Annotated in this window: 10 protein-coding genes and 2 pseudogenes; 7 read left to right on the top strand and 5 right to left on the bottom strand. The window is 70.9% G+C overall.

The window, feature by feature from the left end:
* From Q6969_RS06570 to Q6969_RS06550, 5 genes and pseudogenes are all read right to left on the bottom strand, one after another.
* Positions 1 to 155: pseudogene (locus Q6969_RS06570) on the bottom strand (M48 family peptidase); the annotation flags it as partial.
* Between the two features lie 36 nt (positions 156 to 191).
* Positions 192 to 722 (bottom strand): hypothetical protein, encoded by a 531-nt coding sequence (locus tag Q6969_RS06565; protein WP_104289920.1) that lies wholly within the window; start codon positions 720 to 722, stop codon positions 192 to 194.
* A gap of 10 nt (positions 723 to 732) precedes the next feature.
* A complete protein-coding gene (locus Q6969_RS06560) occupies positions 733 to 1,917 on the bottom strand; it encodes a PQQ-dependent sugar dehydrogenase (RefSeq protein ID WP_317229713.1) in 1,185 nt (394 codons plus the stop codon).
* A gap of 44 nt (positions 1,918 to 1,961) precedes the next feature.
* Entirely contained in the window at positions 1,962 to 2,819 is an 858-nt protein-coding gene (locus Q6969_RS06555; protein WP_317229712.1) for a fused MFS/spermidine synthase, read from the bottom strand.
* A gap of 62 nt (positions 2,820 to 2,881) precedes the next feature.
* Complete coding sequence (locus Q6969_RS06550) at positions 2,882 to 3,550, bottom strand: MBL fold metallo-hydrolase (protein WP_317229711.1); 669 nt, start codon at positions 3,548 to 3,550, stop codon at positions 2,882 to 2,884.
* A 305-nt stretch (positions 3,551 to 3,855) separates the two neighbouring features.
* On the opposite strand from Q6969_RS06550, the gene rpoB reads away from it, so the two are divergent.
* The 7 genes and pseudogenes from rpoB to Q6969_RS06515 form a co-directional block, all read left to right on the top strand.
* Complete coding sequence (gene rpoB / locus Q6969_RS06545) at positions 3,856 to 7,344, top strand: DNA-directed RNA polymerase subunit beta (RefSeq protein ID WP_104289923.1); 3,489 nt, start codon at positions 3,856 to 3,858, stop codon at positions 7,342 to 7,344.
* A gap of 48 nt (positions 7,345 to 7,392) precedes the next feature.
* Positions 7,393 to 11,292 (top strand): DNA-directed RNA polymerase subunit beta', encoded by a 3,900-nt coding sequence (locus tag Q6969_RS06540; RefSeq protein ID WP_094116596.1) that lies wholly within the window; start codon positions 7,393 to 7,395, stop codon positions 11,290 to 11,292.
* A 195-nt stretch (positions 11,293 to 11,487) separates the two neighbouring features.
* The gene (locus tag Q6969_RS06535) at positions 11,488 to 11,967 is read left to right on the top strand and encodes a hypothetical protein (protein WP_317229715.1); all 480 of its coding nucleotides are present in this window, start codon (positions 11,488 to 11,490) and stop codon (positions 11,965 to 11,967) included.
* A gap of 189 nt (positions 11,968 to 12,156) precedes the next feature.
* On the top strand, positions 12,157 to 13,008 hold the full coding sequence (locus Q6969_RS06530; RefSeq protein ID WP_317229714.1) for an amino acid ABC transporter substrate-binding protein: 852 nt from the start codon (positions 12,157 to 12,159) through the stop codon (positions 13,006 to 13,008).
* Positions 13,009 to 13,049: 41 nt separating this feature from the next.
* Positions 13,050 to 13,715 carry an amino acid ABC transporter permease gene (locus Q6969_RS06525; protein ID WP_317229710.1) on the top strand — a complete coding sequence of 222 codons (666 nt, stop codon included), beginning with the start codon at positions 13,050 to 13,052 and terminating at the stop codon, positions 13,713 to 13,715.
* A complete protein-coding gene (locus Q6969_RS06520; RefSeq protein ID WP_317229709.1) occupies positions 13,702 to 14,532 on the top strand; it encodes an amino acid ABC transporter ATP-binding protein in 831 nt (276 codons plus the stop codon). The genes Q6969_RS06525 and Q6969_RS06520 overlap by 14 nt, the downstream gene beginning before the upstream one ends.
* A gap of 55 nt (positions 14,533 to 14,587) precedes the next feature.
* Positions 14,588 to 14,876 (top strand): annotated as a pseudogene (locus Q6969_RS06515) (hypothetical protein); the annotation flags it as partial.

Below are 14,876 nucleotides of genomic sequence, written 5' to 3'. Positions count from 1 at the left end.
CCGGCCAGGTGCCGGGAGACGGTGATGCGCCGGTCGCCGTAGTGGCAGGCGCCCGCGCGCGTGCGCGCGTGGTCGAAGTCGAACGACCACGACGGGTCGAGGTGCAGCGCGATCAGGGCGTCGGCCCAGATCCGCACGCGGGCGAGGTCAGCCACGGCCGGCCGGCCGCGGCCGGGGAGGGTTCGGGCCCATCACGCGGGCTGGGCGGCGATGCGCTCCTTGGCGACGTCGATCGCGAGCGCCGAGCTCTCGAGCTGGTCGCTCGGCAGGCCCTCGCGCGTGCGCAGCGTGTAGGCGTCCTCGAAGTCGCTGAGCGCGTGGCGGTAGTCGCCGCGGTCGAAGTGCACCTTGCCGCGGTGCTGCAGGGCGAACGCCTCCAGCGCGAACCACTCGTGCGCGCGGGCCTCGTCGACGCAGCCGCCGAGGTCCTGCAGGGCGATGTCGAGCTTGCCCTGGTACTGCTGCACCTGCGCGCGACGGATGCGGCACGCGAGCAGCGTCTCCCGGTCGCCGGTGAAGCGCGCCTGGCGCACGGCCGCGTTCGCCATGTCCCACGCCTCGTCGAGGCGGCCGAGCATGCGCAGCAGCGCGACCTTCTCGGTGATGGCGGAGAGGCTGCGGAGGTTCTCGAGCTCGTCCAGCCGATCGCCGGCAGCCCGCAGGTCCACCTTCTCCCGGAGGGTGTCCCTGTCGTAGCCGATGATGATCGCGGTGCCTGTCACGAGGAAGAGATTATCCCGCCTGGATCGGCATGAGCTCGACCCGGAGCAGCTTGTCGTCGCCCTCGCGCGGCGTCCCGCGCCCGTCGGTGTTGTTCGTGAGCATCCGCAGCGAGCCGTCGGGGGCGGCCTGCACGTCCCGGATCCGCCCGAACTCGCGGGTGTAGAACTCGGTCACGCGGTCGTCCGGGATGGGGTCGGTGGGGACGGCGCCGGGGCGGATCACCCAGAGGCGCTCGCCGCCGAGGCCCGCCATGAAGATGGTGTCGCCGGAGACGGCGATGCCGCTCGGGCTGGCGTCGTCGGTGGCCCACTGCCGGACCGGGTCGATGTACATGTCGTCCGCGGCGTCGTCCGTCGCGCCCTCCACGACCGGCCAGCCGTAGTTCCCGCCGGGCTCGATGAGGTTCAGCTCGTCCCAGGTGTCCTGCCCGAACTCCGCCGACCACAGGTTGCCCTCGGCGTCCCACGCGATGCCCTGCGGGTTCCGGTGGCCCATCGAGTAGACGGGCGATCCGGGCGTGGGGTTGTCCTCGGGGCCCTGCCCGTCGGGGGTGAGGCGGAGGATCTTGCCCGCCAGCGAGATCGGGTCCTGCGCGGCGTCGCGGAGGTTCGCGTCGCCCGTGGTCGCGTAGAGCATCCCGTCCGGCCCGAACGCGATGCGCCCGCCGTTGTGGTTGCTGTCGCGCGGGATGCCCGTCACGATCTCCTCGGGCGCGCCGAGCCCCAGCGACCCCGGGGCGCCGGTGACGTCCATGCGCACGATGCGGTTGTCCGTGGCGCTCGTGAAGTACGCGTACAGCTGCGTGCGCCCGTCCGCCTCGCGCGTCGCGATGCCGAGCAGGCCGCCCTCGCCCTGCGGGCCCACCCCGGCCACGGTGCCCGCGACCCGGGTGGTGCCGTCGTCGAGCACCTCGACGATGCGCGAGGTGTCCCGCTCGCTGACGAGCAGGGGTCCGGCGGGCAGCTGGGCGACGGACCACGGCGAGACGAGGCCCGTCGTGACGGCGGTCGGCGTCCCCGAGGGCGCCACGCCCGCCGGCGCGGCGTCGGTGCTGGTGGGGGAGGGCGCGGGCGGCTCGGTCGCGCGGACGTCGACGGGGGAGCCGTCGTCGTTCGTGCAGCCCGTGAGCGCGACCAGGGCGGCGATCCCGAGCACGGCGAGGCGCGCGGGGCGGGTGCGGGAGCGGCGGTTCATGGTGACTCCGGTGGATCGGCGGGCGTCGGCGACCGGCGGGCCGGTCAGGGCCTCGTCTGGAAGATGCTGCGGGCGGGGGAGGGCGAGGGCACGGCGGTGGCGTCGGTGACGACGGAGGCGCCTGCGATGAAGTCGGCGAGCTCGCGGCCCTCGACGACCTTGGCGGGGTGCGGGCCGCCCGCCAGCAGCCGCGGCACGAAGTCCAGCGGGAGCGGCGTGGCGGACGCGGCGAGCACGACGTTGCCGAACCGGCGGCCCTTCAGCACCTGCGTCTCCGCGAGCGCGGCCACGTGCGGCAGCACGTCCTGGATGGTGGCGGCCTGCCCGCGGGCGAAGGCCAGGCCGTGGCCGTCGGCGACGTTGACCGTCAGGATGCCCCCGGGCGCGAGGAACGCCGCGGCCTCCGCGTGGAACTCGCGGCTCGTGATGTGGGCGGGCGTGCGCGCGCCGCTGAAGACGTCCACGACCACGAGGTCCACGGATCCGCGGAGCCCCTGCGGGAGGCGCCCCAGCACCTCGCGCGCGTCGCCGTAGCGCAGCCGGATGGAGGCGCGGCGCGACCACGGCAGGTGCTCCCGCACGAGGTCCACGAGGTCCTGCTCGAGCTCGATCACCTGCTGGCGCGATCCGGGCCGCGTCGCCTCGACGTACCGGGGGATGGTGAGCGCCCCGGCGCCGAGGTGGAGCGCGGTGATCGCCTCGCCGGGCTCCCCGACGAGGTCGATGACGTGCCCCATGCGCTGGACGTACTCGAAGAACAGCTCGCCCGGGTCGTCCATGTTGACGTGCGACTGCGGGGTGCCGTCGACCACGAGCTGGTACGCGCCCGGCACGAAGCGGTCGGGCTCGATGACGGCCCGGTGCCCGCTCAGGGCGAGGACGGTCGACGGGTGCTCGGGCATCTCCTCAGCCTAGGCGAGCCCCGCGCGCGCGGCCCGGTCGCGGGAGGGTGCCCGGCGTCCCGTCACCAGCCGCGCTCGCGCCACCCGCCGAGGGAGCCGCGCTCGGCGCCGAGCGTGGTCGAGTCGCCGTGGCCGGGGTGGACGTGCGCCTCGTCGGGGAAGCGGGCGAAGAGGCGCTCCTCCACGTCGCCCATGAGCTGCCGGAAGCGCGCCGCGTCGCCGCCCGTGTTCCCGACCCCTCCCGGGAAGAGAGAGTCGCCCGTGAAGAGGTGCGTGCTCCCGTCGCCCGGCTGCAGCACCAGCGCCACGCCGCCCGGGGTGTGCCCGCGGAGCGCGACCACCTGCGCCGTCACGCCGCCGAAGGCCACCTCGTCGCCGTCGACGAGGCGCCGCTCGGGGTCGACGGGCAGGTCGCCCGCGTCGGCGTCGCCCACGGCCGCCACCGCGTCGGTCGCGTCGAGCACGGCGGCCAGCGCGCCGTGGTGGTCCAGGTGGCCGTGCGTGGTGACGACGACGGCCAGCCGGCCGACGGGATCCGGCTCCGCCACGAGGGCGAGCAGTCGGTCGACGTCGGCCGCCGCGTCGACGAGCAGGCGCTCGCCGGAGTCGAGGTCGGTGAGCAGGTAAGCGGCGTTGTCCATGGGGCCGACGGACGCCTTCCGGATCTCCACGTCGCCCGCCCGGTGCACGTGGGAGGGGCCGCCGGGGGTCACGTGCCAGGGAGGGCTCATGCCCCGACGCTACCCGCGGCGGGACGGTCCGGATCCGGGCAACCGGACGTTATACACCGAGACACGCCGAGGATGCAAGATTCCGCTGGACATGGCGCGTCGCGACCCGTATGGTGATCCTTTGCGCTCCCACTCCCTTTGCCTTCATATTGCGGTCGGTCATTCGTGTGCGCTCGGGTCCGTCCCGAGCCCATCCCGCGAGGTGTGGCGAGCAACTCCATCAGGATCGGCACGGGTGACAACCCGGGTCGGTCTCGGCGTATCGACGACATCGGAGCCCGACGGGGCCCACGGAGGTAATTTCCTTGGCTGCTGCGCGCAACGCAACTCCCACTCCCCAGAACGGTCGCGACGCATCGCGGCTCTCGTTCGCGAAGATCACTGACACCCTCACCGTCCCCGACCTGCTCGCCCTGCAGACCGAGAGCTTCGACTGGCTCGTCGGCTCGGACGTGTGGAAGCGGCGCGTCGAGGAGGGCACCGCACAGGGCCGCACCGACCTGGCCCTCAACTCCGGCCTCGAGGAGATCTTCGAGGAGATCTCCCCCATCGAGGACCTGGGCGAGACCATGCAGCTCGGGTTCACGAACCCGTACCTCGAGGAGCAGAAGTACTCCATCGACGAGTGCAAGGAGCGCGGCAAGACCTACTCCGCCCCCCTGTACGTCGAGGCCGAGTTCATGAACCACCTCACGGGCGAGATCAAGACCCAGACGGTGTTCATGGGGGACTTCCCCCTCATGACGGAGAAGGGAACGTTCATCATCAACGGCACCGAGCGTGTCGTCGTGTCCCAGCTCGTCCGCTCCCCGGGCGTGTACTTCGAGCGCCAGCAGGAGAAGACGTCCGACAAGGACATCTACTCCGCCCGCGTCATCCCCTCCCGCGGCGCCTGGCTCGAGTTCGAGATCGACAAGCGCGACCAGGTCGGCGTCCGCATCGACCGCAAGCGCAAGCAGTCGGTCACGGTCTTCCTGAAGGCCCTCGGCCTCACCAGCGAGCAGATCCTCGAGGAGTTCAAGGGCGTCGCGTCCATCGAGCTCACGCTCGAGAAGGACTCCATCCTCACCAAGGAGGAGGCCCTCAAGGACATCTACCGCAAGCTCCGTCCGGGCGAGCAGGTCGCCGCCGAGGCCGCCCGCGCGCTGCTGGACAACTTCTACTTCAACCCGAAGCGCTACGACCTGGCGAAGGTGGGTCGCTACAAGATCAACCGCAAGCTCGGCATCGACAAGCAGCTCACCGACTCGGTGCTGACGGTCGAGGACATCCTCGCGACCATCAAGTACCTCGTCTCGCTGCACGCCAACGAGACGAAGATGGGCGGCACGCGCGACGGCAAGCCCGTCGAGCTCCGCCTCGACGTGGACGACATCGACCACTTCGGCAACCGCCGCATCCGCGCGGTCGGCGAGCTCATCCAGAACCAGGTGCGCACCGGCCTGTCCCGCATGGAGCGCGTCGTCCGCGAGCGCATGACCACGCAGGACATCGAGGCCATCACGCCCCAGACCCTGATCAACGTGCGCCCCGTCGTCGCCGCGATCAAGGAGTTCTTCGGCACGAGCCAGCTGTCGCAGTTCATGGACCAGAACAACCCGCTCGCGGGCCTCACCCACAAGCGCCGCCTCTCGGCGCTCGGCCCGGGTGGTCTGTCCCGTGAGCGCGCCGGCGTCGAGGTCCGCGACGTCCACCCGTCGCACTACGGCCGCATGTGCCCCATCGAGACCCCGGAAGGCCCGAACATCGGCCTGATCGGCTCGCTGGCGTCGTTCGCCCGCATCAACTCCTTCGGCTTCATCGAGACTCCGTACCGTCGCGTCGTCGACGGCGTGGTCACCGACCAGATCGACTACCTCACGGCCAGCGAGGAGGACGAGTTCCTCGTCGCCCAGGCCAACGCGCCCCTCACGAAGGACTTCCGCTTCGCGGAGGACCGCGTCCTCGTCCGCCCCAAGGGCGGTGAGGTGGAGCTCGTCGCGAAGGAGAACGTCCACTACATGGACGTCTCCCCGCGCCAGATGGTGTCGGTCGCGACCTCGCTCATCCCCTTCCTCGAGCACGACGACGCGAACCGGGCCCTCATGGGCGCGAACATGCAGCGTCAGGCCGTCCCGCTGCTGCGCAGCGAGAGCCCGCTCGTCGGCACCGGCATGGAGGGCTACGCGGCGGTCGACGCCGGCGACGTCCTCACGGCCGACGCCTCGGGCGTCGTGCAGGAGGTGTCGGCCGAGGTCGTCACCATCCAGCTCGACGAGGGCGGCACGCAGACCTACTACCTGCGCAAGTTCGACCGCTCGAACCAGGGCACGAGCTACAACCACCGCGTCCTGGTCTCGGCCGGCGACCGCATCGAGGCCGGCGAGGTCATCGCCGACGGCCCCGCCACGGAGAACGGCGAGCTCGCGCTCGGCAAGAACCTGCTCGTCGCGTTCATGCCGTGGGAGGGCCACAACTTCGAGGACGCGATCATCCTGAGCCAGAACCTGGTCAAGGACGACACCCTCTCCTCCATCCACATCGAGGAGTACGAGGTCGACGCGCGCGACACCAAGCTCGGCAAGGAGGAGATCACCCGCGACCTCCCCAACGTCAGCCCGGAGCTGCTCGCCGACCTCGACGAGCGCGGCATCATCCGCATCGGCGCCGAGGTCCGCCCCGGCGACATCCTCGTGGGCAAGGTCACGCCGAAGGGCGAGACCGAGCTCAGCGCCGAGGAGCGCCTGCTGCGCGCGATCTTCAACGAGAAGAGCCGCGAGGTCCGCGACACGTCCCTGAAGGTGCCCCACGGCGAGCAGGGCACGATCATCGGCGTCAAGGTCTTCGACTCGCAGGACGGCGACGACGAGCTCGGCTCGGGCGTCAACCAGCGCGTCGTGGTGTTCATCGCCCAGAAGCGCAAGATCACGGAGGGCGACAAGCTCGCCGGCCGTCACGGCAACAAGGGCGTCATCTCCAAGATCCTGCCGGTCGAGGACATGCCGTTCCTCGCCGACGGGACCCCGGTCGACGTCATCCTCAACCCGCTCGGCATCCCCGGCCGCATGAACTTCGGCCAGGTCCTGGAGACCCACCTCGGGTGGATCGCCAAGCAGGGCTGGGAGGTCGAGGGCAAGCCCAAGTGGGCCGAGCGCCTTCCGGACCACGCCCGCCAGGCCGCGCCCGGCACGAAGGTCGCCACCCCGGTGTTCGACGGAGCGCTCGAGGAGGAGATCGCCGGCCTGCTCGACTCGACGACGGTCACCCGCGACGGCGACCGCCTCATCGGGTCCAGCGGCAAGACGCGCCTGTTCGACGGCCGCTCCGGCGAGCCGTTCCCCGAGCCCGTCTCGGTCGGCTACATGTACATCCTGAAGCTGCACCACCTGGTGGACGACAAGATCCACGCGCGCTCGACGGGTCCCTACTCGATGATCACGCAGCAGCCCCTGGGCGGTAAGGCCCAGTTCGGCGGCCAGCGGTTCGGCGAGATGGAGGTGTGGGCGCTCGAGGCGTACGGAGCGGCCTACGCGCTCCAGGAGCTCCTCACCATCAAGTCGGACGACATCCTCGGCCGCGTGAAGGTGTACGAGGCCATCGTCAAGGGCGAGAACATCCAGGAACCGGGTATCCCCGAGTCCTTCAAGGTCCTGATCAAGGAGATGCAGTCCCTCTGCCTGAACGTCGAGGTCCTCTCGGCGGACGGCCAGGCGGTCAGCCTGCGCGACACGGATGACGAGGTCTTCCGCGCCGCGGAGGAGCTCGGCATCAACATCTCCACCCGCTTCGAGTCGTCCAGCATCGACGACATCTAAGCCCGCTCAAGACTTTCGACTCGAAGCTTTCCAAGGAGAGAAGGAAAATTGCTCGACGTAACAACTTTCGATGAGCTGCGGATCGGCCTCGCGACGGCCGACGACATCCGCCGCTGGTCGCACGGTGAGGTCAAGAAGCCCGAGACCATCAACTACCGCACGCTGAAGCCCGAGAAGGACGGCCTCTTCGGAGAGCAGATCTTCGGACCCAGCCGCGACTGGGAGTGCTCCTGCGGCAAGTACAAGCGGGTGCGCTTCAAGGGCATCGTCTGCGAGCGCTGCGGCGTCGAGGTCACCAAGTCCGCGGTCCGCCGCGAGCGCATGGGCCACATCGAGCTCGCCGCGCCCGTCACGCACATCTGGTACTTCAAGGGCGTGCCCTCGCGCCTCGGCTACCTGCTCGACATGGCGCCGAAGGACCTCGAGAAGGTCATCTACTTCGCCGCCTACATGGTGATCAGCGTGGACGAGGACGCCCGTCACGAGGACATGCCGGGCCTCGAGAACGAGCTCCGGCTCGAGATCAAGACCCTGCAGGACCAGCGCGACTCCCAGATCGCCGAGCGCCTCGGGCGCCTGGAGACCGACCTGGCCGCGCTGGAGGCCGAGGGCGCCAAGAGCGACCAGAAGCGTCGCGCGAAGGACGGCGCCGAGAAGGAGATGGGTCAGACGCGCAAGGCGTTCGACGAGGACATCTCCCGCCTCGAGCGCGTCTGGGAGGAGTTCCGCAGCCTCAAGGTCGGCGAGCTCAAGCCCGAGGACGCCGTCTTCCACGAGCTGCAGGACCGCTTCGGCATCTACTTCGAGGCCCACATGGGCGCCGAGGCGATCCAGAAGCGCCTGGAGGCCTTCGACCTCGAGGCCGAGGGGGAGCTGCTCCGCGAGCAGATCGCCACCGGCAAGGGCCAGAAGAAGATCCGCGCCATCAAGCGCCTGCGCGTCGTCAGCTCCTTCCTCGCGACCGGCAACTCGCCGGCCGCGATGGTGCTGCAGGTCGTCCCGGTCATCCCGCCGGAGCTGCGCCCCATGGTGCAGCTCGACGGCGGCCGCTTCGCGACCAGCGACCTGAACGACCTGTACCGCCGCGTCATCAACCGCAACAACCGCCTCCGTCGCCTGCTCGACCTCGGTGCCCCCGAGATCATCGTCAACAACGAGAAGCGCATGCTGCAGGAGGCCGTCGACGCGCTGTTCGACAACGGCCGCCGCGGTCGTCCCGTCACGGGCACCGGCAACCGCGCGCTCAAGTCCCTCAGCGACATGCTGAAGGGCAAGCAGGGCCGGTTCCGCCAGAACCTGCTCGGCAAGCGCGTGGACTACTCGGGCCGCTCGGTCATCATCGTCGGACCGCAGCTCAAGCTGCACCAGTGCGGTCTGCCCAAGCAGATGGCGCTCGAGCTGTTCAAGCCGTTCGTCATCAAGCGCCTGATCGACCTGAGCCACGCCCAGAACATCAAGGCCGCCAAGCGCATGGTCGAGCGCAGCCGCGGACAGGTCTGGGACGTGCTCGAGGAGATCATCCGCGAGCGCCCCGTGCTGCTCAACCGCGCGCCCACGCTCCACCGCCTGGGCATCCAGGCGTTCGAGCCCCAGCTCGTGGAGGGCAAGGCCATCCAGCTGCACCCGCTCGTCTGCGCCGCGTTCAACGCGGACTTCGACGGCGACCAGATGGCCGTCCACCTGCCCCTGTCGGTCGAGGCCCAGGCCGAGGCGCGCATCCTGATGCTCGCCTCGAACAACATCCTCAAGCCGTCGGACGGACGCCCGGTCACCCTGCCCACGCAGGACATGATCATCGGCCTGCACCACCTGACCACCCTCAAGGAGGGCGTCGCCGGTGAGGGTCGCGCGTTCAGCTCGGTGGCCGAGGCCATCCTGGCGAAGGACCAGCTCTCGCTGGACCTCAACGCCAAGGTGCGCATCCGCCTGCACGACCTCTACTTCGCCGAGGGCGAGACGCCCGAGGGCGTCGAGCTCGACGAGAAGGGCAAGACGGTCGGTCCCGTGCTGCTCGAGACCACCCTCGGTCGCGCGCTGTTCAACGAGACCCTGCCGGTCGACTACCCCTACATCGAGGCCGTCGCCGACAAGGGCAAGCTCTCCGAGATCGTCAACGACCTCGCCGAGCGCTACCCCAAGGTGGAGGTCGCCGCGGCGCTCGACCGGATCAAGGACGCGGGCTTCTACTGGGCCACGCGCTCCGGCGTCACGGTCGCCCTCTCCGACGTGCTGACCCCGCCCACCAAGGCGGCCATCCTGTCGGGCTACGAGAAGCAGGCCGCGAAGGTCCAGGGCCAGTTCGAGAAGGGCCTCACGACGAACGCCGAGCGTCGTCAGGAGCTCATCGAGATCTGGAACAAGGCCACCGCCGAGGTCGCGAAGGCGATGGAGGACAACCTCCCCGCCGACAACAACATCAACCGCATGGTGTCGTCCGGGGCACGAGGCAACTGGATGCAGGTCCGCCAGATCGCCGGCATGCGCGGCCTCGTGTCGAACCCGAAGGGCGAGATCATCCCCCGCCCAATCGTCCACTCGTACCGCGAGGGCCTGACGGTGGCGGAGTACTTCATCTCCACCCACGGCGCCCGCAAGGGACTGGCCGACACCGCGCTGCGCACCGCCGACTCCGGGTACCTCACCCGTCGTCTGGTGGACGTGTCGCAGGACGTCATCATCCGCGAGGACGACTGCGGCACCGGCCGCGGCCTCGACCTGCCCATCGCCACGCAGGCGGCGGACGGCACGTCGGTCCGCGACTCCAACGTGGAGAACTCCGTGTACGCCCGCTCGCTGGCCGCCGACGCGGTCAACGAGGCCGGCGAGGTCGTCGCCCCCGCGGGCAGCGACGTCGGCGACGTCATGATCGACCACCTGATCGCTGCCGGCGTGCACGAGATCAAGGTGCGCTCGGTCCTGACCTGCGAGTCCGCCGTCGGCGTGTGCGCGGCCTGCTACGGCCGCTCGCTCGCCACCGGCAAGCTCGTCGACATCGGCGAGGCCGTCGGCATCATCGCGGCCCAGTCGATCGGCGAGCCCGGCACGCAGCTCACGATGCGCACCTTCCACACCGGTGGCGTGGCATCGGCGGACGACATCACGCAGGGTCTCCCCCGCGTGCAGGAGCTCTTCGAGGCGCGCACCCCCAAGGGCGCGTCGCCCATCGCGGAGGCCGCCGGCCGCATCACGATCGAGGACACGGATCGCAGCCGCAAGGTGATCCTGACCCCGGACAACGGCGACGAGCCGCACATCTACCCGGTGCTCAAGCGGGCCACCCTCCTCGTGGAGGACGGCCAGCACGTCGAGCTCGGGCAGCAGCTGCACGTCGGCGCCATCGACCCCAAGGAGGTCCTCCGGGTCAAGGGCGTGCGCGAGGTGCAGAAGCACCTCGTGGGCGGTGTCCAGGGCGTCTACCGCTCGCAGGGCGTCCCGATCCACGACAAGCACATCGAGGTCATCGTGCGGCAGATGCTGCGCAAGGTCACGGTCGTCGAGCACGGCGACACGGACCTCCTCCCCGGTGAGCTGGTGGACCGGGCCCGCTACAACGAGGTCAACCGCGCCACGCTGACGGAGGGCAAGAAGACCGCCTCCGCCCGCCAGGAGGTCATGGGCATCACCAAGGCCTCGCTCGCGACCGAGTCGTGGCTGTCGGCCGCGTCCTTCCAGGAGACGACCCGCGTGCTCACGCAGGCCGCCATGGAGGGCAAGTCCGACCCGCTGATGGGCCTCAAGGAGAACGTCATCATCGGCAAGCTGATCCCGGCCGGGACGGGGCTCGCGAAGTACCGCGACGTCACCGTCACCGCGACGGAGGAGGCCAAGGCCGAGCGCTACCCGAACCGCATCTTCACGGATGAGTCGGTGTTCAACGAGTCCGACCTGAGCTTCGTCGACTTCGACAGCTTCAGCTCGGACGACTACACGCCCGGCACCTACAACTAGGTCGACCGGCGCGCGAGCGCACGATGAGAAGGGCCCCGCTCCGGCGGGGCCCTTCCTCGTCCCCGGCGCGTGCGCCCCGCGGATGCCGCTCCGGCTCCTCGCCGCCGCGTGCTCCCGATCCGGGGGCGGTGCGGCGATACAGTGGGGATCCCGACGGCGGTCCTCGCCGGGACCCGAGGAGGCGTCGACGTGCGGATGCTGGAGGACGTGGTCCTGGCCTGGCGGGCGCACGCGCTGCGCTACGCCACGGAGTCGCCGTCCTCCCCGGGCAGCGGCTCGGGATCGTGCCCCGCCTGCGACGCCTCGTTCTTCACGGACCAGGAGGCCATCCCCCGGGATGCGCCCCACACGGCCATCCACCCGCTCATCGCCGCGCTCGAGACGGCGCGCGAGGAGGCCGGGCTCGACGCGCGGGAGCGCCTCTATCGCGAGACGCGCGGCCCCGTGTACCGGGACCACCCGTTCGGCATGCCCGCCTTCGTGGACTACGGGGAGCGCGGCGAGGAGATCCAGCGCGTCGTGGACCAGGCCCTCGCGCGCGAGCTGGCGCCGTTGGCCCCCGTCATCCGGCAGGCCCTCGACCGCTTCGTGAACCTCCGGCTCCTCGAGCTCGAGGGCGAGATCGGGCCGATGGCCGACGGCCGCGACGGCACGGGTCCCGAGCCCCTCTTCTAGCCGCGTCGCGCGCGGCCGCCCGCGTCGTCGCCGTCATCCGGCGACATGGGAATACCGGTCCCCGGCGGGCGTTGAGACCATGGCGGTCGGCGATCCCGGACGGATCCCGCACCGACGCATCCCGCACCCCCACAGCACCGCACGAGGCGATCCCGCGCACGAGGATCCGCCGTGACCGCAAGGACCCCCATGAGCCGCCTGTCCCGCATCCGCCCCTCCCTCGCCCTCACGGGCCTCGTCGCCGTCGCGGCCCTCGGCCTCGCGGGCTGCGCCTCGGGCGACGCGGGCACCGCCGGGTCCACCGACGGCGCGTCGGCCTCGCCGGCCGCCGCGACGAGCCTCTCCGACGTCCAGGCCGCGGGCGAGCTCGTCATCGGCACCGAGGGCACCTACTCGCCGTTCTCCTTCCACGAGGGATCGGGCTCGGGCGCCCTCACCGGCTACGACGTCGACATCGCCACCGCCGTCGCGGGCGAGCTCGGCGTCGAGCCCGTCTTCGAGGAGACCCAGTTCGACGGGATCTTCGCCGGCCTCGAGGCGGGCCGCTGGGACGTCATCGCGAACCAGATCTCCATCACGGACGAGCGCGAGGCCGTCTACGACTTCTCCGAGCCGTACACCGTGTCGCCCGGCGTGATCATCGTCAAGGGCGCGGACTCGGGCATCTCCTCGTTCGACGACCTCGCCGGGAAGACCACGGCCCAGTCGCTCACCAGCAACTGGAACGAGCTCGCCACCGAGAGCGGCGCCCGCGTCGAGGCCGTCGAGGGCTTCGCGCAGGCCGTGACGCTCCTGCAGCAGGGCCGCGTGGACGCGACCATCAACGACCGCCTCACGCTCCTCGACTACCAGAAGCAGCAGGGCGACTCCGACCTGCGGGTCGCGGCCGAGACCGACGACCCGTCGCTCAACGCGTTCGTCTTCCGCAAGGGCAGCGACGACCTCGTGGCCGCGGTCGACCAGGCCCTCGCCGACCTCCGCGCCGACGGCACGCTGGCCGAGATCTCCGACCGGTACTTCGGCGCGGACGTCTCGCAGTAGTCCTCCGCGTACGCTGACGTAGAGCCGGACGAGGGGATCGCATGTCGAGGGAGTGGGACCTGTTCTGGTCGTCCATCGGGCCGCTCGCGCTCGAGACGATCCGCGGCACCATCCCGCTCGCCCTCGTCACCTTCGCGCTCGGCCTCGCCCTCGCGCTGGGCCTCGCGCTCATGCGGCTGTACGGCAACCGCCTGGTCTCGGGCATCGCGCGGGCCTACATCTCGGTGGTGCGCGGCACCCCGCTCCTGGTGCAGCTGTTCGTGATCTTCTACGGGCTGCCGTCCATCGGGATCGTGCTGCCGCCGTGGCCGAGCGCCGTCATCGCCCTGTCGGTGAACGTAGGCGGGTACGCGGCGGAGATCATCCGGGCGTCGATCCTCTCCGTCCCGCGCGGGCAGTGGGAGGCGGGGCACACCATCGGCATGTCGCGGGCGATGACGCTCCGGCGCATCATCGTCCCGCAGGCGGCGCGCGTCTCCGTCCCGCCGCTGTCCAACACGTTCATCAGCCTGGTGAAGGACACCTCCCTCGCCTCGGTGATCCTCGTGACGGAGCTCTTCAAGCAGGCGCAGCTCATCGCGTCGTCGACCTTCGAGTACATGCTCCTGTACCTGGAGGCGGCGCTGATCTACTGGCTCGTCTGCCTCGTGCTCTCCTTCGCGCAGACCCGCCTCGAGAGGAGGCTCGACCGGTATGTCGCCCACTGATCCCGCACCCGTCGCCCCGCGCACGCCCGGCGAGCCCGTCCTCACCGTCCGGGGACTCCGGAAGTCGTTCGGCGACAACGAGGTCCTCCGCTCCATCGACCTGGAGGTCCGACGCGGCGGCGTGACCGCGCTCATCGGCCCCAGCGGGTCCGGCAAGACCACCGTCCTGCGGTCCCTCAACGGGCTCGAGGTGCCGGAGGCCGGCGTCGTGGAGGTCGCCGCGGCCGACGCCGACTCGCGGGCGGGCACCACCGGGGCGCTCCGCGTCGACTTCGGCGCGAAGCCGCGCTCCCGGGAGCTGCTGGCCCTGCGCGACCGCAGCGCCATGGTCTTCCAGCAGTACAACCTGTTCCCGCACCGCACGGTGCTGGAGAACGTGATCGAGGGACCCGTGCAGGTGCAGCGGCGGCCCGTGGCCGAGGCGACCCGAGAGGCCGAGGAGCTCCTCGCCCGCGTGGGCCTCGCCGACAAGCGCGACCAGCACCCGTTCCAGCTCTCGGGCGGGCAGCAGCAGCGCGTGGGGATCGTGCGCGCGCTGGCGCTGCGGCCGCAGGTCCTGCTCTTCGACGAGCCGACCTCGGCCCTGGACCCGGAGCTCGTGGGCGAGGTGCTGAGCGTCATCAAGGAGCTCGCCGACGAGGCGTGGACCATGGTGATCGTCACGCACGAGCTGGCCTTCGCCCGCCAGGTGGCCGACGAGGTCGTCTTCATGGACGGCGGCGTCGTCGTGGAGCGCGGCCATCCCTCCCAGGTGCTGCAGCACCCGGCCGAGGAGCGCACCCGCCGGTTCCTGCAACGGCTCCTCGAGCCCTTCTAGCCGCTCACCGGCACGGCGCCCCGGCGGCGGAGGCCCCCGGAGGTAGGTTCGTGCCATGACCGACGACAGGCCCGCCCCGCACCGACAGCCCGACGAGGCCGACCAGCCGCGGGACCCCCGCACCCCGGACGAGCGCGCCGCCGCCGCCTTCGACGACGGCCCCGCGGACCGGTCCGACGCGGACACGTCCGCCTTCGACCAGACCGCGTTCGCCGCTCCCGTCGACGAGGACCGCGACGCCCGGGAGCGCGAGGCCCGCGAGGCGGATGTCCGCGAACGCGAGGCCCGCGAGCGCGACGCCCGCGACGCCGAGGCGCGTGAGGTGGAGGCCCGTGAGGCGGAGA

This window comes from Clavibacter sp. MX14-G9D, assembly GCF_032917815.1.
Classification (GTDB): Bacteria; Actinomycetota; Actinomycetes; order Actinomycetales; family Microbacteriaceae; genus Clavibacter; species Clavibacter michiganensis_K.
This window is presented reverse-complemented; position numbering and strand designations above follow the sequence as displayed.

Bases quoted from the DNA above. Each gene is read 5' to 3' on its own strand.
- Q6969_RS06525 (WP_317229710.1), top strand. From the start codon at position 13,050: ATGTCGAGGGAGTGGGACCTGTTCTGGTCGTCCATCGGGCCGCTCGCG.
- Q6969_RS06555 (WP_317229712.1), bottom strand. From the start codon at position 2,819: ATGCCCGAGCACCCGTCGACCGTCCTCGCCCTGAGCGGGCACCGGGCC.
- Q6969_RS06560 (WP_317229713.1), bottom strand. From the start codon at position 1,917: ATGAACCGCCGCTCCCGCACCCGCCCCGCGCGCCTCGCCGTGCTCGGG.
- Q6969_RS06530 (WP_317229714.1), top strand. From the start codon at position 12,157: ATGAGCCGCCTGTCCCGCATCCGCCCCTCCCTCGCCCTCACGGGCCTC.
- Q6969_RS06535 (WP_317229715.1), top strand. From the start codon at position 11,488: ATGCTGGAGGACGTGGTCCTGGCCTGGCGGGCGCACGCGCTGCGCTAC.
- Q6969_RS06550 (WP_317229711.1), bottom strand. From the start codon at position 3,550: ATGAGCCCTCCCTGGCACGTGACCCCCGGCGGCCCCTCCCACGTGCAC.
- Q6969_RS06520 (WP_317229709.1), top strand. From the start codon at position 13,702: ATGTCGCCCACTGATCCCGCACCCGTCGCCCCGCGCACGCCCGGCGAG.